At 62.9% G+C, this 17,821-nt stretch carries 11 protein-coding genes and 4 rRNA genes; 8 read left to right on the plus strand and 7 right to left on the minus strand.

From position 1 onward, the window contains the following. The first annotated feature begins 186 nt into the window (after positions 1–186). The 5 genes from JW030_RS01195 (at position 187) to JW030_RS01215 (ending at position 6,308) form a co-directional block, all read left to right on the plus strand. A 16S ribosomal RNA gene (locus tag JW030_RS01195) occupies positions 187–1,712 on the plus strand. A 410-nt stretch (positions 1,713–2,122) separates the two neighbouring features. Beyond that, positions 2,123–5,234: ribosomal RNA gene (locus JW030_RS01200) — 23S ribosomal RNA — on the plus strand. Between the two features lie 170 nt (positions 5,235–5,404). Beyond that, positions 5,405–5,521, plus strand: a 5S ribosomal RNA gene (gene rrf / locus JW030_RS01205). A gap of 111 nt (positions 5,522–5,632) precedes the next feature. Next, positions 5,633–5,749: ribosomal RNA gene (gene rrf / locus JW030_RS01210) — 5S ribosomal RNA — on the plus strand. The 16S, 23S and 5S rRNA genes sit together here, the layout of an rRNA operon. A 70-nt stretch (positions 5,750–5,819) precedes the next feature. Beyond that, a complete protein-coding gene (locus JW030_RS01215) occupies positions 5,820–6,308 on the plus strand; it encodes a YajQ family cyclic di-GMP-binding protein (protein ID WP_188046074.1) in 489 nt (162 codons plus the stop codon). A gap of 79 nt (positions 6,309–6,387) precedes the next feature. Here JW030_RS01215 and JW030_RS01220 read toward each other — a convergent pair whose 3' ends face one another. The 5 genes from JW030_RS01220 to JW030_RS01240 all read right to left on the minus strand — a co-directional run bounded on the left by JW030_RS01220 (position 6,388) and on the right by JW030_RS01240 (position 12,843). Beyond that, positions 6,388–7,581 carry a peptidase C39 family protein gene (locus JW030_RS01220; protein ID WP_188046073.1) on the minus strand — a complete coding sequence of 398 codons (1,194 nt, stop codon included), beginning with the start codon at positions 7,579–7,581 and terminating at the stop codon, positions 6,388–6,390. Beyond that, complete coding sequence (locus JW030_RS01225; RefSeq protein WP_188046072.1) at positions 7,578–9,239, minus strand: ABC transporter ATP-binding protein; 1,662 nt, start codon at positions 9,237–9,239, stop codon at positions 7,578–7,580. The genes JW030_RS01220 and JW030_RS01225 overlap by 4 nt, the downstream gene beginning before the upstream one ends. After that, positions 9,236–10,102 (minus strand): ABC transporter permease, encoded by an 867-nt coding sequence (locus JW030_RS01230; protein ID WP_241095497.1) that lies wholly within the window; start codon positions 10,100–10,102, stop codon positions 9,236–9,238. Before JW030_RS01230 ends, JW030_RS01225 begins: the two co-directional genes overlap by 4 nt. After that, complete coding sequence (locus JW030_RS01235; RefSeq protein ID WP_188046071.1) at positions 10,099–11,139, minus strand: ABC transporter permease; 1,041 nt, start codon at positions 11,137–11,139, stop codon at positions 10,099–10,101. The genes JW030_RS01230 and JW030_RS01235 overlap by 4 nt, the downstream gene beginning before the upstream one ends. A gap of 90 nt (positions 11,140–11,229) precedes the next feature. After that, positions 11,230–12,843, minus strand: coding sequence for an ABC transporter substrate-binding protein (locus JW030_RS01240; RefSeq protein ID WP_188046070.1), 1,614 nt, complete (start codon positions 12,841–12,843; stop codon positions 11,230–11,232). 208 nt (positions 12,844–13,051) lie between these two features. On the opposite strand from JW030_RS01240, the gene JW030_RS01245 reads away from it, so the two are divergent. Then, complete coding sequence (locus tag JW030_RS01245) at positions 13,052–14,338, plus strand: adenylosuccinate synthase (RefSeq protein WP_188046069.1); 1,287 nt, start codon at positions 13,052–13,054, stop codon at positions 14,336–14,338. Beyond that, positions 14,335–14,667, plus strand: coding sequence for a chorismate mutase (locus tag JW030_RS01250; RefSeq protein WP_188046068.1), 333 nt, complete (start codon positions 14,335–14,337; stop codon positions 14,665–14,667). Before JW030_RS01245 ends, JW030_RS01250 begins: the two co-directional genes overlap by 4 nt. A 3-nt stretch (positions 14,668–14,670) precedes the next feature. Here the strand turns inward: JW030_RS01250 and JW030_RS01255 are convergent, their stop codons facing one another. Continuing rightward, positions 14,671–14,913 (minus strand): hypothetical protein, encoded by a 243-nt coding sequence (locus JW030_RS01255; protein ID WP_188046067.1) that lies wholly within the window; start codon positions 14,911–14,913, stop codon positions 14,671–14,673. A 106-nt stretch (positions 14,914–15,019) separates the two neighbouring features. Here JW030_RS01255 and JW030_RS01260 point away from each other — a divergent pair, with 106 nt between their 5' ends. After that, positions 15,020–16,903 carry a heavy metal translocating P-type ATPase gene (locus tag JW030_RS01260; RefSeq protein ID WP_188046066.1) on the plus strand — a complete coding sequence of 628 codons (1,884 nt, stop codon included), beginning with the start codon at positions 15,020–15,022 and terminating at the stop codon, positions 16,901–16,903. On the opposite strand, the gene JW030_RS01265 is transcribed toward JW030_RS01260, so the two are convergent. After that, on the minus strand, positions 16,874–17,818 hold the full coding sequence (locus JW030_RS01265; protein ID WP_370567038.1) for a 3-methyladenine DNA glycosylase: 945 nt from the start codon (positions 17,816–17,818) through the stop codon (positions 16,874–16,876). The two genes, JW030_RS01260 and JW030_RS01265, sit on opposite strands and share 30 nt — an antisense overlap. Positions 17,819–17,821: the final 3 nt, after the last annotated feature.

Raw genomic sequence — 17,821 nt, forward strand, 5'->3', positions numbered from 1 at the left:
AATGTCAAATACCATTTATTTGAACCTCGTCATCTGCTCTTCGGAGTGGGTGTAGATGTTCCTTTTTTATTGGATAACGATACAAGAGCCAGATGGCGCTGCTTCGGTGGTGTCTATGGTTCGTATCTTTGTCAGAATCAAACTCGCTGCAGTCCGGATTTTTCCCCGGGTTGTATGCACTTTTCATTTACGGAGAGTTTGATCCTGGCTCAGGACGAACGCTGGCGGCGTGCTTAACACATGCAAGTCGAACGCTGAAGCCAGAGCTTGCTCTGGTGGATGAGTGGCGAACGGGTGAGTAACACGTGAGTAACCTGCCCCTGACTCTGGGATAAGCGCTGGAAACGGCGTCTAATACCGGATATGAGCAATCACCGCATGGTGTGTTGCTGGAAAGATTTATCGGTTGGGGATGGACTCGCGGCCTATCAGCTAGTTGGTGAGGTAATGGCTCACCAAGGCGACGACGGGTAGCCGGCCTGAGAGGGTGACCGGCCACACTGGGACTGAGACACGGCCCAGACTCCTACGGGAGGCAGCAGTGGGGAATATTGCACAATGGGCGCAAGCCTGATGCAGCAACGCCGCGTGAGGGATGACGGCCTTCGGGTTGTAAACCTCTTTTAGTAGGGAAGAAGCGCAAGTGACGGTACCTGCAGAAAAAGCACCGGCTAACTACGTGCCAGCAGCCGCGGTAATACGTAGGGTGCAAGCGTTGTCCGGAATTATTGGGCGTAAAGAGCTCGTAGGCGGCTTGTCGCGTCTGCTGTGAAAACCCGAGGCTCAACCTCGGGCTTGCAGTGGGTACGGGCAGGCTAGAGTGTGGTAGGGGAGATTGGAATTCCTGGTGTAGCGGTGGAATGCGCAGATATCAGGAGGAACACCGATGGCGAAGGCAGATCTCTGGGCCACTACTGACGCTGAGGAGCGAAAGCATGGGGAGCGAACAGGATTAGATACCCTGGTAGTCCATGCCGTAAACGTTGGGAACTAGATGTAGGGACCTTTCCAGGGTTTCTGTGTCGTAGCTAACGCATTAAGTTCCCCGCCTGGGGAGTACGGCCGCAAGGCTAAAACTCAAAGGAATTGACGGGGGCCCGCACAAGCGGCGGAGCATGCGGATTAATTCGATGCAACGCGAAGAACCTTACCAAGGCTTGACATATACGAGAACGGGCGAGAGATCGTCAACTCTTTGGACACTCGTAAACAGGTGGTGCATGGTTGTCGTCAGCTCGTGTCGTGAGATGTTCGGTTAAGTCCGGCAACGAGCGCAACCCTCGTCCTATGTTGCCAGCACGTAATGGTGGGAACTCATGGGATACTGCCGTGGTCAACACGGAGGAAGGTGGGGATGACGTCAAATCATCATGCCCCTTATGTCTTGGGCTTCACGCATGCTACAATGGCCGGTACAAAGGGCTGCGATACCGCGAGGTGGAGCGAATCCCAAAAAGCCGGTCTCAGTTCGGATTGGGGTCTGCAACTCGACCCCATGAAGTCGGAGTCGCTAGTAATCGCAGATCAGCAACGCTGCGGTGAATACGTTCCCGGGCCTTGTACACACCGCCCGTCAAGTCATGAAAGTCGGTAACACCCGAAGCCGATGGCCTAACCACTTGTGGAGGGAGTCGTCGAAGGTGGGACTGGTGATTAGGACTAAGTCGTAACAAGGTAGCCGTACCGGAAGGTGCGGCTGGATCACCTCCTTTCTAAGGAGCACTCATGGCCGTTTGGTCATGCAGAATACTCAGATCATCACCGAATGTGTGGTGCTGGGTGCTCACGGCTGGAATATTTGACAGGCTTGGTGCGAGTCATTTGGAGTAAGTACGCCGGTAACGGTTGGAACGCTTTGGGTGGTGAGTTCTGAGTCATTTGCACGTTATTGGGTCCTGAGGGACCAGGCCGGCACGGAAGTGTTGGGTTGGTTTCTTGGGCCGTGGCTTCGCCCGAACCGGTTGGTTCATGTGGTGGGGAGCGGTACCGACCGTACGTTGAGAACTACACAGTGGACGCGAGCATCTTTAGAAACACACACGAGAGTGTGGTGTTTCATGGTCTGCGTCGAATTTTCACTCCTTTGGGGGTGGGTTTGGCGCGAACATGATTACTTATGTGATTTCAAGTTTCTAAGAGCAAACGGTGGATGCCTTGGCATCTGGAGCCGAAGAAGGACGTCGTAATCTGCGATAAGCCTCGGGGAGTTGATAAACGAGCTGTGATCCGAGGATTTCCGAATGGGGAAACCCCGCCAGGGGCTGCAAGGTTGCCTGGTGACTCCCGCCTGAATATATAGGGCGGGTAGAGGGAACGGGGGGAAGTGAAACATCTCAGTACCCTCAGGAAGAGAAAACAACATGTGATTCCGGTAGTAGTGGCGAGCGAAACCGGATGAGGCTAAACCAGTCATGTGTGATACCCGGCAGGGGTTGCATGGTTGGGGTTGCGGGACTTTCCGTTCTGTTCTGCCGAGCAGTGAACGTGAGCGTGTGCGTATAGGGGAACGACTTGGAACGGTCGATCGAAGAGGGTGAGAATCCCGTACCCGAAATGCGCCCACCGCGTGGAGAGTATCCCAAGTAGCACGGGGCCCGAGAAATCCCGTGTGAATCTGTCAGGACCACCTGATAAGCCTAAATACTCCCAGATGACCGATAGCGGACAAGTACCGTGAGGGAAAGGTGAAAAGTACCCCGGGAGGGGAGTGAAATAGTACCTGAAACCGTTTGCTTACAAACCGTTGGAGCAGCCTTGTTGCTGTGACAGCGTGCCTTTTGAAGAATGAGCCTGCGAGTTAGCGATATGTGGCGAGGTTAACCCTTGAGGGGTAGCCGTAGCGAAAGCGAGTCTGAATAGGGCGATTCAGTCGCATGTCCTAGACCCGAAGCGAAGTGATCTATCCATGGCCAGGTTGAAGCGCGTGTAAGAGCGCGTGGAGGACCGAACCCACTTAGGTTGAAAACTGAGGGGATGAGCTGTGGATAGGGGTGAAAGGCCAATCAAACTTCGTGATAGCTGGTTCTCTCCGAAATGCATTTAGGTGCAGCGTTGCGTGTTTCTTGCCGGAGGTAGAGCTACTGGATGGCCGATGGGCCCTACAAGGTTACTGACGTCAGCCAAACTCCGAATGCCGGTAAGTGAGAGCGCAGCAGTGAGAGTGGGGGATAAGCTTCATTGTCGAGAGGGAAACAACCCAGATCACCAATTAAGGTCCCAAAGCGCGTGCTAAGTGGAAAAGGATGTGGAGTTGCTGTGACAACCAGGAGGTTGGCTTAGAAGCAGCCACCCTTGAAAGAGTGCGTAATAGCTCACTGGTCAAGTGATTCCGCGCCGACAATGTAACGGGGCTCAAGCACGCCACCGAAATTGTGGCATTCATATTATTGGTAGGCCTTCGTGGTCCAGCCGTATGGATGGGTAGGAGAGCGTCGTGTGGCGAGTGAAGCGGCGGTGTGAACCAGCCGTGGACGCCACACGAGTGAGAATGCAGGCATGAGTAGCGAAAGACGGGTGAGAAACCCGTCCTCCGGAAGACCAAGGGTTCCAGGGTCAAGCTAATCTTCCCTGGGTAAGTCGGGACCTAAGGCGAGGCCGACAGGCGTAGTCGATGGACAACGGGTTGATATTCCCGTACCGGCGAAAAACCGTCAAAGACCTAACCAGTAGTGCTAAGCAATGGAAGCTTTCGGGATGCCTTCGGGTTGAACGGGAGGGGAAGCTGCGAACCCGGACTGGGGTGGTGAGCGTATTAACAGGTGTGACGCAGGAAGGTAGATGTTGCCGGGCGATGGTTGTCCCGGTCTAAGGTTGTAGGCCGAGCAGTAGGCAAATCCGCTGCTCATATAAGGCTGAGAGCTGATGGGGAGCCCGTAGGGGCGAAGTCATTGATCCTATGCTGCCAAGAAAAGCATCGACGCGAGGTTTTAGCCGCCCGTACCCCAAACCGACTCAGGTGGTCAGGTAGAGAATACTAAGGAGATCGAGATAATCATGGTTAAGGAACTCGGCAAAATGCCCCCGTAACTTCGGGAGAAGGGGGGCCATCCGCCTATTAGGATTTACTCCGAAAGGGTGTGATGGCCGCAGAGACCAGTGGGAAGCGACTGTTTACTAAAAACACAGGTCCGTGCGAAGTCGCAAGACGATGTATACGGACTGACGCCTGCCCGGTGCTGGAAGGTTAAGAGGAGGGGTTAGCGCAAGCGAAGCTCTGAATTTAAGCCCCAGTAAACGGCGGTGGTAACTATAACCATCCTAAGGTAGCGAAATTCCTTGTCGGGTAAGTTCCGACCTGCACGAATGGCGTAACGACTTCCCAGCTGTCTCAACCATGAACTCGGCGAAATTGCATTACGAGTAAAGATGCTCGTTACGCGCAGCAGGACGGAAAGACCCCGTGACCTTTACTACAGTTTGGTATTGGTATTCGGTGTGACTTGTGTAGGATAGGTGGGAGACTGTGAAGCTTGGACGCTAGTTCAGGTGGAGTCATTGTTGAAATACCACTCTGGTCATTCTGGATATCTAACTACGGACCCTAATCGGGTTCTGGGACAGTGCCTGATGGGTAGTTTAACTGGGGCGGTTGCCTCCTAAAGAGTAACGGAGGCGCCCAAAGGTTCCCTCAACCTGGTTGGCAATCAGGTGGCGAGTGTAAGTGCACAAGGGAGCTTGACTGTGAGACTGACAGGTCGAGCAGGGACGAAAGTCGGGACTAGTGATCCGGCAGTGGCTTGTGGAAGCGCTGTCGCTCAACGGATAAAAGGTACCTCGGGGATAACAGGCTGATCTTGCCCAAGAGTCCATATCGACGGCATGGTTTGGCACCTCGATGTCGGCTCGTCGCATCCTGGGGCTGGAGTAGGTCCCAAGGGTTGGGCTGTTCGCCCATTAAAGCGGTACGCGAGCTGGGTTTAGAACGTCGTGAGACAGTTCGGTCCCTATCCGCTGCGTGCGTCGGAAATTTGAGAGGATCTGACCCTAGTACGAGAGGACCGGGTTGGACGAACCTCTGGTGTGTCAGTTGTTCTGCCAAGGGCATCGCTGATTAGCTACGTTCGGAATGGATAACCGCTGAAAGCATCTAAGCGGGAAGCCGGCCTCAAGATGAGATTTCCATCCGGGTTTAGCCCGGGAGAGGCTCCCAGTAGACTACTGGGTTGATAGGCCGGATGTGGAAGCACGGTAACGTGTGGAGCTGACCGGTACTAATAAGCCGATGGCTTGATTTCACTTCCATCACCTCTGATGTGTGTTTTGATGTTTCGCGTCCACTTTGTGGTTCTTGACGTACGGTCAAGCCACAACCACCCACCCTGACCGGTGTAGTCCATGCTCTTCGGAGTGTGTACTTGTCCTGGTTGGTGTGTCTGTGTGGTTGGGTTTGACAGGTCAATAGTGTTACGGCGGTTATAGCGTCAGGGAAACGCCCGGAAACATTCCGAACCCGGAAGCTAAGGCTGACTGCGCCGATGGTACTGCAGGGGGGACCCTGTGGGAGAGTAGGACACCGCCGGACTTCTTTTTGTAAAAGGGGCCTCATTGAAAGATGAGGCCCCTTTTTTTATGCCCGAAAGCCGGCTCCGGGTGTGTGTTTCGGCGCCCCAGATCTCTGATAAGCTAAACGTGTTACGGCGGTTATAGCGTCAGGGAAACGCCCGGATACATTCCGAACCCGGAAGCTAAGGCTGACTGCGCCGATGGTACTGCAGGGGGGACCCTGTGGGAGAGTAGGACACCGCCGGACACATACTTCGAAAGAGCCCCATCCATTGGATGGGGCTCTTTTTGTTTCCCCACCGGGTACGCTGGTACCTATGGCTGATTCATCATTTGACGTAGTGAGCAAGTTCGACCCGATGGAGGTCGAGAACGCGGTCAACCAGGCGCGCAAGGAACTCGAGCAGCGCTATGACTTTAAGGGCGTTGGTGCCTCGGTCGAGCTCTCGGGCGAATCGATCATGATGAAGGCGAGCACCGAAGAGCGTCTCGCCGCAGTGCTCGATGTCCTGCAGTCGAAGTTCATTCGCCGCGGGCTCTCGCTGAAGACCCTCGACACGGCCGACCCCTACCCGAGCGGCAAAGAGTACCGTCAGGAGGCGAAGCTCAAGGAAGGCATCGACCAGGCCACCGCGAAGAAGCTGAACAAGCTCATCCGCGACGAGGGTCCCAAGTCGGTCAAGAGCCAGATCCAAGGCGACGAGCTTCGCGTGAGCTCGAAGGATCGCGACGACCTCCAGGCCACCATCGCACTGCTGAAGGGCGCCGACATAGACGTCGACCTGCAGTTCGTGAACTACCGCTAGGCATCTGCGGCGGGAACGTGAGAGGGGGCTGGGCCCGAGTGAATGCTCGAGCCCAGCCCCCTCTCACGTTCCGGAGTCGCTAGTCGGCTGCGCGAGGCAGCACGACGATGCCGCGAAACTCAGGATCCCCCCAACGCGCGATGCGCTCGATACCGGCGTGCGTGATCGGTTGCGCGCTCACGTCGAGCCACGACTCGCCCTGCGCTGACTCGACCCAGGGGTCTGAGACTAGGAGGGCGTCGTCTCCGATGACGTCGTGTGCGAGCACCCAGTGCGGAGTCGGGTCGGCAATCAGCGGCTCGAGGTCGATCAGTATGAATACCGAGTTCCCCGCGGCGACGAGCTCGTGGATCTCGCTGACCTCCGGCCACCGGCGCTCGATCTGGAGCCCGAGCTCCTCAGCCTGCCGCAGGGACTCTGCCTGCAGTTCAACGCGGAGCTTGCTTTCGAAGCTGTCCTCAGCCCCGAAGTCCTCGAGGAGCACTGGCCCCTCGGCGCTGAGGACCACCCTTGGCTCGCCGAGGGGAAGGTTAGCATCGCTGATGGCCCCGGCGGTAGCGACCGCAAGCCCGATCGGTTCGCACGCGGGCATGTTCGTGGCTCGTCGCCAGAACTCGATTTCCCAGGCACGATTGCCGGCTTGGTCACTCAAGCTGAATCTTCCGAGTCCGACCGATTCGAGGGCCATGAGCGCGGTCACTGCCCCGCAAGTCACATCGGTCGTCTGCCCATAGTACGGAGCCAGTCGCTTGGGTCCGGTTCCGGGGCTCCACCGGGACCAGGAGCGCACGCCCTCGGCGGCGGCCGCGCGAGTGCTCGCGACTGACGGCACAGGGTCGGCATCGCGCTGAAACCCGAGGGCCCCGAGCGTTGCCGCGTCGCGCGCGCTGAGCGGTGCAAGCATGGGATGCTCCTCGAACTTCACGAGCACCGGGGACGGACGCGCCTCGGATGGGGCGGGAGCATCGAGCGCGGCGGCCTCGACCGCTGCGCTGAAGGCGGCACCGTCGGCATCAGCGCCGGGCGCGATGATGACGTCAATGATCTTTCGCGAGGGCGAGTACAGGCGTCCCGCTGTGAGCGCCGCCGCGACGGGGGCTCCCGCAGCGTCCCGCAGCACCGTTACCCGCGGCGCCCAGAGTGCACGGGGCAGCTCCCATCGGGTCCGGCGCGCCGCCGCAGCCTCAAAGCCGGCCGGCAGTGCAGTACCGTCGATAGACTCCGCGACAAACGCGCTGTGCTGGACGGGCGATGGGGAATCGGCGGGGATCATTCGGTGGCTCCTTGCGCGTTTGGGGTACCCGGTGAATCAGTTGTCGCTGGAGCAGCCGCAAGGCCCGGCGGGGCGGCTGCCGTGGGGCGGTGCACGCTGTCCTCGCGGGCGGCCTCGACCAGCATGCGCGTGTAGGGGTGAGCGGGTTCTCGCATAACCTGTTCAGCGGTGCCCCGCTCGACGATCTCGCCCCCGCGGAGCACCACCATACGGTTCGCGATCCGCGCGACCACTGCCAGGTCATGCGTAATGAAGAGCATGGCCAGCCCGAGCTCATCCCGCAGCCGGGCAAGCAGCTCCAACACCTGTGCCTGTACCGACACGTCAAGCGCTGAGACGCTCTCATCGCAGATCAAGACGCGCGGCTGGGGGGCCAGCGCTCGCGCGATCGCGACGCGTTGACGCTGTCCGCCAGACAGCTGCGACGGTCGGCGCGCGGCGAACGAAGGGTCGAGGTCGACGAGGCGCAGCAGCTCAGGCACCTCGTCGGCGCTGCGCCCGCTCGCGGCGAGGGCTTCGGTGAGCGCCTGCCCGACTGTGAAGACGGGGTTCAGGGTCGAGTAGGGATCCTGGAACACGATCTGCATCTGCTGCGGGGTACGCCCCCGGCGACCGGGCGGGAGAGTGAGACCGTCGAGGGTCACGGAGCCTGCGTCGGGGTGCTCGAGGCCGGCGATGCAGCGGGCGAGGGTCGACTTCCCGGAGCCGGACTCACCGACGATCGCGACAATCTCACCTGCACGCACGTCGACGCTGGCGTCGTGAAGCGCGGTCGCGCGTCCGAAACGTTTCGTCATTCCTGTGGCGCTGAGCAGTGCTGCGCCCGGGTGGGCGAGCGGGGGTGACGCGTCGTCGAGCGAGGGATTCGCCTCGATCAGCGCGCGCGTGTATGGATGACTGGGCGCGCCCAGCACGCGCTCGACAGTGCCCTGCTCGACAATCTGCCCCTTCCGCATGACGAGCACTTCGTCCGCGCGTCCGCCGATGATGCCGAGGTCGTGGCTGATGAGCAGCACGCTCATCTCATGTTTCTGCTGCAGCTCACGCAGGAGGTCGAGCACCCCGCCCTGCGTACTCGCATCGAGCGCGGTGGTGGGCTCGTCCGCGATGAGGAGCCGGGGCTCTGCCGCAAGGGCAGCCGCGATCGCGACGCGCTGACGCATCCCGCCCGAGAGCTCGGAGGGGAAACGGCGGGCGACGCTCGCCGGGAGGCGCACTTCGTCGAGCCGGCGAGCAATCTCGGCATCCACCTCGCCGCGCGAGAGTGGCGGCTCGCCGGTGGCGCGGTGCCGCGCGACGATCGTCGCGCCAATTTGGCGTCCGCAGCGGATGACGGGGCTGAGGCTGGTGAAGGGATCCTGCAAGAGGAGGACCGCGCGACGTCCGCGCACCCTAGACCAGACGGCGGGGTCCTGTTCGGCGAGGTCTGTGGACTCGCCGTCGATGACTGCCGTCCCGGCAGCGGTGACCCCTCGAGGGAGGAGCCCGGTGATCGCTCGAGCCGTCATCGATTTCCCCGATCCGGACTCGCCGATGATCGCGAGCGTTCGGCCGGGTGGGATGACGAGATCGAGCGGCTCGACGAGAGCACCTGCCGCGGCGGACACGGTGAGGCCATGCACGACAACGCCGAGTGGTGTGGGGGAGAGGCGGCTCATTGGATGCCCTTCTCGCGCAGGCGCTCACCGAGGTGGTCGCCGAGCAGGTTAATCGACATGGAGACGAGGACGATGAGGATCGCGGGCGCGAGCAGCATAGCTGGGTTGTCTCCCATGACGCCGCGGCCGTCGGAGATCTGGCGACCCCAATCAGCCGTGCCCGGCTCGACGCCGATGCCGAGGAACGAGAGGGATGAGAGGGTGACGAGGGCGATCGCGAGGTTCAGCATCAGGTTCGTCAGGATGAGTGGCCACACGTTCGGCAGGATGTGCCGGAACATGATGCGGCTGGGGGGCAGCGACAGCATCTGCGCGGCCTCGACGTACGGCCGCGGGGTCTGCTCGGTCGCACCCGCGCGAACGATGCGAATGTCGGAGGGACAGAAGAGAATAACGAGCAAGGCGACCGTCACCCAGTATCCGGCACCGAAGATGCCGGCCACGACGATCGCGAGCAGCATCACGGGAAGGGAGAGCAACACGTCAACGATGCGACCGATTACTCCGTCGACGATGCCCCGGAGGTAGCCGGAAAGCGTGCCGAAGACGATGGCGAGCAGCATCGAGCCGGTCGCGATCACTACGGGGCCGGCGATCGCCGAACCCGTTCCCGCGAGGGTGAGCAGCAGCACATCGCGACCCAGCTCGTCGGTTCCGAGTAGGTGGCCAGGGCTGCCGGGCGGCAGCAGTGCGTCGAGGATGCTTTGGGCAGAGGCCGGCCCGATAAGCACGGGCGAGACGAGCGCGGTGAGTGCGACGAGAGTGAGCAGGATCGCCGCGGCGATCACTGCCCAGTCCCGCTGGCGAGGGCCGGCTATACGATCGCGGGCGACGGTGGCGATGCGGGTGGTCTTCGTGCTCACTGTCCCAGCTCCCTGGCTCGTACACGCGGGTCGAACAGCAGATAGCTCAGATCTACCAGGATCGTGATGATGGCGATCGCCGCAGCGATGAGCAGGGTGACTGCCTGCACGACGGGGAGGTCCTTGAAGAGCACTGACTCCTGCAACAGCGAGCCGAGCCCGGGCAACGCGAAAACGGTTTCGACAATGATGGTGCCGCCAATGATGAAGGTCAAGATGAGTCCGGCGCCCGTGACGATCGGGATTGCCGCGCCTCGAAGTGCAACGCCCTGGACCTCCCGCTCCGAGAGCCCGCGAGCCCGTGCGAACGTGATGGCGTCGCTCTCGAGTTCGCGTAGCACAGCGGCCCGCGTCATTCGCATCAGGATGGCGCCGATGCCGGCCGCGAGCGACACCGCGGGAAGTACCAAGTGCCAGAGCGTGTCGAGCGGGCCTTTTCCGCCGCCAAAGGCGGGGAACAGCGGGAGGAGGTAGGCGAAGAGGAAGAGCAGGAGGATCGCGAGCGCGAAAGTGGGCGCAGAGAGGCCGAGCAACGCGAGCGCGCTTGCGAAACGATCAGTGCTCGTCCCCGCACGGGACGCGCTGAGGACGCCGAGAGGAATCGCGGTGATCGCGGCGATCAGGAACGCGAGCGTCGCGAGCGCAACGGTCAACCCCAGACGGGAAGCGATCACGGTCGATACGGGTTGCTGCAGGCGGATCGATTCGCCGAAGTCGCCGCGCAGTGCGCTCCAGAGCCAGTCAAAATAGCGTGTCAGGAAGGGGTCATCGAGCCGGTATTGGGCGCGCACCGCGGCGATCGTGTCTGGCGTCGCCGGGCGGTTGCCAATGAGATTCTTTACGAGATCCCCCGGCGCGAGGTACATCAGTGAGTAGGTCAGCAGCGAGATCGCGAGCAGGATGAGCAGGACGCTGCCCAGCCGGATCGCGATGATTCGTGTGAGCGCCTGAGCGGGGCTGCGCCCGATCCGGTTCCCCCCGGGATCGGGGGCACCCGGAGGAGACTCTGCGACGAGGCTCGAATCGGCTTGGGTCATCGGCGAACTCCTCAACTGAGATCGGGCGGGGGAGGGGCTGGGCGAGCATGTGCGGTGGGGCATGTGTACTCGCCCCACCGCGCATGTGCACTACTTCGCGGCGTACAACTCCGCACCCCACGAACCAATGAAGGTGTAGGGGCTGAACGTCTTCACGCCGACCGCGTTACTGAAGTAGGTGAGCGACTGGCCCCACCACAGCGGCGCATTGATGACCTGATCGGCGTTCTCCTGCTCAACCTGGAGCAGGAGGTTTACCCGCTCCTCGGCGCTCGCCGCAGCGTTGGACTGCGCCAACAGGTCGAGGATCTTCGGGTCGTCGTACATGTTCGGGTTGGCCTCGCCAAGCAGGTACGAGCTGATCTCAGCCGGATCGCCCGTTGTGGAGAAGTACCACATGTAGCTCAGGCCGTGCTCGCCGTCGCCGATGGTGGCGAGCCACTCCTCGAGGGGCACCTCGCGCACCTTGACGTCGATGCCGAGCGGCCCCAGGTTCTCGGCGAGCGACTGTGCGGCCGTGCCCAGCTGCGGACCCGAGTTGGGGTAGGTGAGTTCGAGCGCGAACCCTTCGGGAACCAAGGACTCCGACAGGAACTGCTCGGCCTGCTTCAGGTCGAATTGGGGAGGCTGTACGTCCGCGAGCAGCTTGCGGGCGGCGTCGCCGTCGTGCACGGCCGCAAGCGATTCCGGCGTCATGATGGCGTTCGCCGGCTCGCCGTATCCGCGCAGCAGCTTCTCGACGATCGCGTCGCGGTCCACTGCGCTTGAGATCGCCTTTCGCACGTTCACATCGTCAAACGGAGCGACCGTCTGGTCGAAGAGCAATCCGACGTACGACAGATCGTTGACCGACTCGACGCGCCCGTCGGAGATCTTCTGCCACTGCTCGGCCTGCTTGAGCGGGACGTTGAAGGCGATATCGATGTCCCCCTTCTGGGTCGCGAGCAGGCGAGTGTTCTCGTCGGGAATGAACGAGATCTCGATCTGCTTCGCCTTTGGCACCCCACCCCACCAGGTATCGACTCGCTCGAGCGTGACGTGCGAGTCGGGCTGGAAGTCGGTGACCTTGTACGGGCCAGTGCCGAGGATCAGAGACTGGCTGGTGCCGATGCTGCCCTCGTGCTCCTCCCAGAACGCCTGCTGTGTGATGACTGCGGCCCCTGCGCTCGACATGGTCTTGAGGAAGGCGGGATCCGGCGCAAGCGTCGTCACCGTGACCTGGTGTTCGCCGGTCTTCGCCACGGTGTCGAGATTGCTCAGGTAGTAGTTGATGCCGGGCGACGCCTCGGCGCTGCGTGCCTGTTCGAGGCTGAACACGATGTCGTCCGCGGTGACGGGCTCACCGTTTTGGAACTTTGCGTCCTGGCGAATCTCGAAGACATACGTGGTCGTGTCGGGAGTCTCCCAGCTTTCTGCGAGGGCCGGGACGACTTTGCCCTCGGGGTCGATGCCGACGAGTCCTTCTTGCACGGCGCTCGCGAGATAGTAATTCAGGATCCCGCTTTCCGTCCCGATGTACAGGTTGGCGAGCGAGCCAGGGAACGCGACGGTGACGTTTTCGATCTCAGCGCCGCTGTCAGCGGGTGGCTCGGTGGACGGGGCCGCGCCCGAGCCGCCGGCGCACGCTGACAGCGCCAGGGCGGCAGCGGCGGCGAGGGCGACGGCGAATCCGCGGCGGCGCGGTGTGCCGAGGGAAAAACTCATCGGTTGCTCCTTTGCAATTGGGCCGAGCAGTGAGTGCGTGGCCACTGGGCCTACGCTAGTGCGGAATCGCCCCACCCCGCCTCCACTGTTTACTCATGTTTCGGATAATGCCGAGTGATGCAATGCGCCCCGATCTGGCCCGAAAACCCCGGCGAGCGGTCCCGCCGGTAGGATGGTCGGGTACGTCCAGATCGAAGGAGGGGCTGAGATGCCCGCTGTACTCATTACTGGCGCCCAGTGGGGCGACGAGGGCAAGGGCCGGGCAACCGACCTGCTCGGAAGCCGCGTTGATTACGTGGTCAAGTTCAACGGCGGGAACAACGCCGGCCACACGGTGGTGGTTGGCGACGAAAAGTATGCCCTCCATCTGTTGCCGTCCGGCATTCTTACCCCCGGCGTCATCCCCGTCATCTCGAACGGTGTCGTCATCGACCCCGAGGTGCTGCAGGGTGAGCTGCAGGCGCTCAGCGCTCGCGGCGTCGACGTCTCGCGCCTGAAGGTGAGCGCCAACGCGCACGTCATCACCGCTTACCACCGCACCCTCGACAAGGTGACCGAGCGTTTCCTGGGCAAGCGTCAGATCGGCACCACCGGCCGCGGCATCGGCCCGGCGTACGCCGACAAGATCAATCGAGTGGGCATCCGCATTCAGGACCTCTTCGACGAGGGGATCCTGCGTCAGAAGGTGGAGGCGTCGCTGGAGTTCAAGAACCAGGTGCTCGTCAAGATTTACAACCGCCGCGCGATCAGCGTCGACGAGGTTGTGGAAGAACTGCTCTCGTACCGCGACATGCTCGAGCCGATGGTGTGCGACACCGGGCTGCTGCTGCACGAGGCGATGCAAGCGGACAAGACCATTCTGTTCGAGGCCGGTCAGGCGACCATGCTCGACATCGATCACGGCACCTACCCGTTCGTCACTTCCTCGAACGCGACTTCCGGCGGCGCGAGCACCGGATCCGGGCTGCCGCCCGCCGCGATCGATCGCGTGATTTCGGTCATCAAGGCGTACACGACGCGTGTCGGTTCGGGCCCGTTCCCGACCGAGCTGTTTGACGCCTCGGGCGACTACCTGCGCAACCAGGGCTTCGAGTTCGGAACGACGACGGGGCGCCCGCGCCGATGCGGTTGGTACGACGCACCCATCGCGCGCTACTCGGCGCGCATCAACGGCGTCACGGACTTTGTGCTGACGAAGCTCGACGTGCTTTCAGGACTCGAGACGATCCCGGTCTGCGTCGCGTACGACGTGAACGGCGTGCGTCACGATGAGATGCCCGTGAACCAGAGCGACTTCCACCACGCGAAGCCGATCTACGAAGAGTTCCCCGGCTGGTCCGAGGACATCTCGGGCTGCCGCGAGTTCTCGGACCTGCCGAAGAACGCTCAGGATTACATCCACGCCCTTGAGGCAATGAGCGGCTCGCGGATCTCCGCCATCGGCGTCGGTCCCGAGCGCGAGCAGGTTGTCGTCCTGCACGATCTCCTCGGATGAGCGATCAGCTGATCCCGGGGTCGGCCGCGGCCGGCCCCGCTCCGGAAGAGCAGCTTGCTCGCCTGCGTTCGAGCATCGACAACATCGATGCCGCCCTCATCCACATGCTCGCGGAGCGATTCCGCTGCACGCAGGACGTGGGCGTGCTGAAGGCAACGCACGACATGCCGGCGTCTGACCCGGGGCGCGAGGCGCGCCAGATCGAGCGCCTGCGCGAGCTGGCGCAGGGCGCGCACCTCGACCCCGAGTTCGCCGAGAAGTGGTTCAACTTCGTCGTCGCCGAGGTGATCCAGCACCACACCCGCATCGCGGGTGAGCGGGACGCCTAAGGGCTAGTCCTCGTCGAGGACTTCCTCTTCCAAGTTCCATACTGGGTCGCCGAATTCGCCCCCGGCGAGCACCTGTACGAGCTGGTGGGCCTCGAAGTCGTCCTCGTCGAGGATGACGCGGGCCGCTGAGATGAGCTCGTCGCGCGTCGTGTGCTCCTCCGAGCCCTCGCGCGCGTCCACGAGCGCTGATCGATAGCGATCGAGGGCGCCCTCGAGCTGATCCTGCGTAAAGTGGTGCTGATCCATCGAGGCCTCCGATCGTGTGCGTGTATCCGGTGCCATCAGGGTAACCCGGAAGCGTCGCGGGCGGGAGAAGTCGCGAATCCCTCGTGTTTCCTCCACCATGGGTGACATGCGCATCATTCTCCGTTCGGCTCGTTCGTATCCGTTCGTTGCCGCCACGCTGCTCGTGGCCTCGGCCGGGCTGATCCTGCTGGCCACTCCGGCTCGCGGGGCCGCCGAGTGGCTGGTTGGCGGGTACGCCCTCGTGATCGCCGGCTGGCAGGCGGTGGGCATGGTCCGGCAGCTCCTTCGCGGGCACGCCGGGCTCGACGTGCTCGCCGTGATCGCGATCGTCGCGGCGGTGCTGGTGGGGGAGTCCTGGGCGGCGCTCGTGGTCGTACTCATGCTCACCGGAGGTGAGGCGCTCGAGGACTACGCAGAGAATCGTTCGACCCGCGAGCTCACCGCGCTGCTGAACCGCGCCCCGCAGCGCGCGATTCGGCTGGAGGCGGGGGAGCGACGCGAAATCGGCGTCGACGAGATCGCGGTGGGCGACGAGATCCTGGTGCTCCCCGGTGCGGTCGTGCCGGTTGACGGGATCCTACTGAGCGAGGCTGCCACCTTCGACGAATCGTCACTGACCGGCGAGAGCCTTCCCGTTGATCGCGCGGCCGGAGAGAAGCTGCTGAGTGGGATTGTGAGCGGGTCGAGTGCGGTCGAGATGCGTGCGATCGCTGTCGCGGCGGACAGTCAGTATCAGCAGATCGTGAACCTCGTGCGGGAGGCGGCGGGGAGCAAAGCGCAGGTCGTGCGGCTCGCCGACCGATACGCGGTGCCGTTCACCGCAGTGGCGCTGCTGATCGCGGGGGCCGCATGGGCCCTCAGCGGCGACCCGGTCCGCTTCGCGGAGGTGCTGGTCGTGGCGACGCCGTGTCCGCTGCTGATCGCGGCGCCTGTCGCCTTCCTGGGCGGGATGAGTAGGGCCGCCCGCGAGGGCATCATCGTGAAGGGCGGCGGGACGCTCGAACAGTTGGCGCGCGTGCGGGCCGTGGCCTTTGACAAGACCGGCACCATCACGACGGGCCGGCCGAGCCTGCGACGGATCGAACCCACCGACGGGTTCACCGAGAACGAGGTGCTCCAGCTCGCGGCATCGGCGGAGGTGTACTCGTCTCATGTGCTTGCGGCCTCGGTGATCGACGAGGCGAGGGCCCGCGGCCTCGCGCTCGCACCCGCGGGTGAGTCGGCTGAGATTGCGACGAATGGCGTGCGCGCCGTTCTCGGAGATCGCACCGTTCGTGTGGGGAAGCCTGGCTGGGTCGCCGAATCGGTGCAGGAATTCTCGCGCGCCGAGATCGCCTCGGGGGAGCTCGCGATCTACGTCGGCGTCGACGACCGGCTCGCCGGCGTCATCGTCATGCGCGATCGGGTCCGTCCTGAGGCTGCTGCAACGCTGGACGCGCTTCGGGGTGCGGGAGTCGAGCGCATCTTGATGGTGACGGGAGACGTTGAGGCCACCGCGCGGCCGATCGCCGACAGCCTTGGCATCGAGGAGTTGCATGCCGAGTGTCTTCCCGCCGACAAAGTGCGGATCATCGCGGGGGTGCCGGTGCGCCCGCTGCTGATGGTCGGGGATGGGCTGAACGACGCTCCCGTGCTGGCGGCAGCGGACATCGGCTATGCGATGGGCGCGCGCGGGGCGACGGCGGCGAGTGAGTCGGCCGATGTGGTCGGGCGGTTTGACACCCTCGCGGGGGTCGGCCGTGCGGTGCAGATCGGGCACGACACCGTGCGGATCGCGTTGCAGAGTATCTGGCTCGGCATCGTGATTAGCGGGGCGCTGATGTTCGTCGCCGCCACCGGCGTGCTGCCAGCGTTGCTGGGCGCCTGGATGCAGGAGGGCGTGGACCTCATCGCCATTCTCGGCGCGCTTCGCGCCCTGGGACCTCGCGCGGAGCGACGGAAATCGGCGGTGGAGAAGCCCCTAGCCGTCGCTGAGCCGAGCCGCGGCTGACCCGGCACGCGCGATCGCGTCGAGCACACGCACGCGTAGCGCGTTGCCGCGGTCGGCGAAGCCGCGCTGCAGCGCTGCATACGCTCGCTTCCCCTCCGGCGTCTCAACGGGGATCGCGGCCAGGCCGTACGAGCTCACATCGTAGGGAGAGGCCCGCATGTCGACCGAGCGGATGTCGCGTGCAAGCTCGAATGCGTCGAGGAGCAGCTCGCCGGGCACGATCGGGCCGAGCTTCACCGCCCACTTGTAGACGTCCATCCCCGCGTGCAGGCAGCCTGATTGCTCCATCTCGGCCTGGTTCTCGCGGGTGGGGCGCAGCTCATTGAGCGGCTCGGCCGCCGGCGTGAAGAAGCGGTACGCGTCGAAGTGGCTGCACGCGATCGGGTTCGACTCGACGACCACGTCGGTGTCGAGCGCCCCGAGGCGCAACGGGAGCGTCCGGTGCCGAATCTCCTCAGGTGTCATGCGATACACCATCGCCCACTCGTGCAGCCCGAAGCAGCCGAACGACGGCGTGCGCTCGAGGGTCTCGGTGAATAGCCGTTCGATGAAGCTGATGAGCTTCCCGCGCGCTTCCCACAGCGCGGCGAGGTCGACCGTCAGGTCCTCGGCAGCGGCCCCGGTGCGGGCGTAGTACTTCCAATCGGCGCGGACAGGATCCTGCGCCGGATCGAACAGGATCGCCGCGCCCTCGAGGGTGACGCCCGCGCCCGGATGCCAGCGACGAAGCTTCGCTGGCGAGACGGGGTAGTAGGTGAAGAGAAAATCCTCGATCGCGTGGGTCTCGCCGCGTTGCCTGCGCGCGCGGTGGGCGCTCGTCAACGCGTCCGCGCGTGCGTGATGTGCCGCCTCGCGGGCGCGCCACTGCGCCGGGATGAGGCGCACCGGGGTCGGCGCGAGCAGAGACGTGATCACTCC

It is taken from the genome of Leucobacter sp. CX169 (assembly GCF_017161405.1).
Classification (GTDB): domain Bacteria; phylum Actinomycetota; class Actinomycetes; order Actinomycetales; family Microbacteriaceae; genus Cx-87.

Coding starts and splice junctions, on each gene's coding strand:
- JW030_RS01240 (WP_188046070.1), bottom strand. CDS start 12,843: ATGAGTTTTTCCCTCGGCACACCGCGCCGCCGCGGATTCGCCGTCGCC.
- JW030_RS01220 (WP_188046073.1), bottom strand. CDS start 7,581: ATGATCCCCGCCGATTCCCCATCGCCCGTCCAGCACAGCGCGTTTGTC.
- JW030_RS01245 (WP_188046069.1), top strand. CDS start 13,052: ATGCCCGCTGTACTCATTACTGGCGCCCAGTGGGGCGACGAGGGCAAG.
- JW030_RS01215 (WP_188046074.1), top strand. CDS start 5,820: ATGGCTGATTCATCATTTGACGTAGTGAGCAAGTTCGACCCGATGGAG.
- JW030_RS01225 (WP_188046072.1), bottom strand. CDS start 9,239: ATGAGCCGCCTCTCCCCCACACCACTCGGCGTTGTCGTGCATGGCCTC.
- JW030_RS01250 (WP_188046068.1), top strand. CDS start 14,335: ATGAGCGATCAGCTGATCCCGGGGTCGGCCGCGGCCGGCCCCGCTCCG.
- JW030_RS01260 (WP_188046066.1), top strand. CDS start 15,020: ATGCGCATCATTCTCCGTTCGGCTCGTTCGTATCCGTTCGTTGCCGCC.
- JW030_RS01235 (WP_188046071.1), bottom strand. CDS start 11,139: ATGACCCAAGCCGATTCGAGCCTCGTCGCAGAGTCTCCTCCGGGTGCC.
- JW030_RS01255 (WP_188046067.1), bottom strand. CDS start 14,913: ATGGATCAGCACCACTTTACGCAGGATCAGCTCGAGGGCGCCCTCGAT.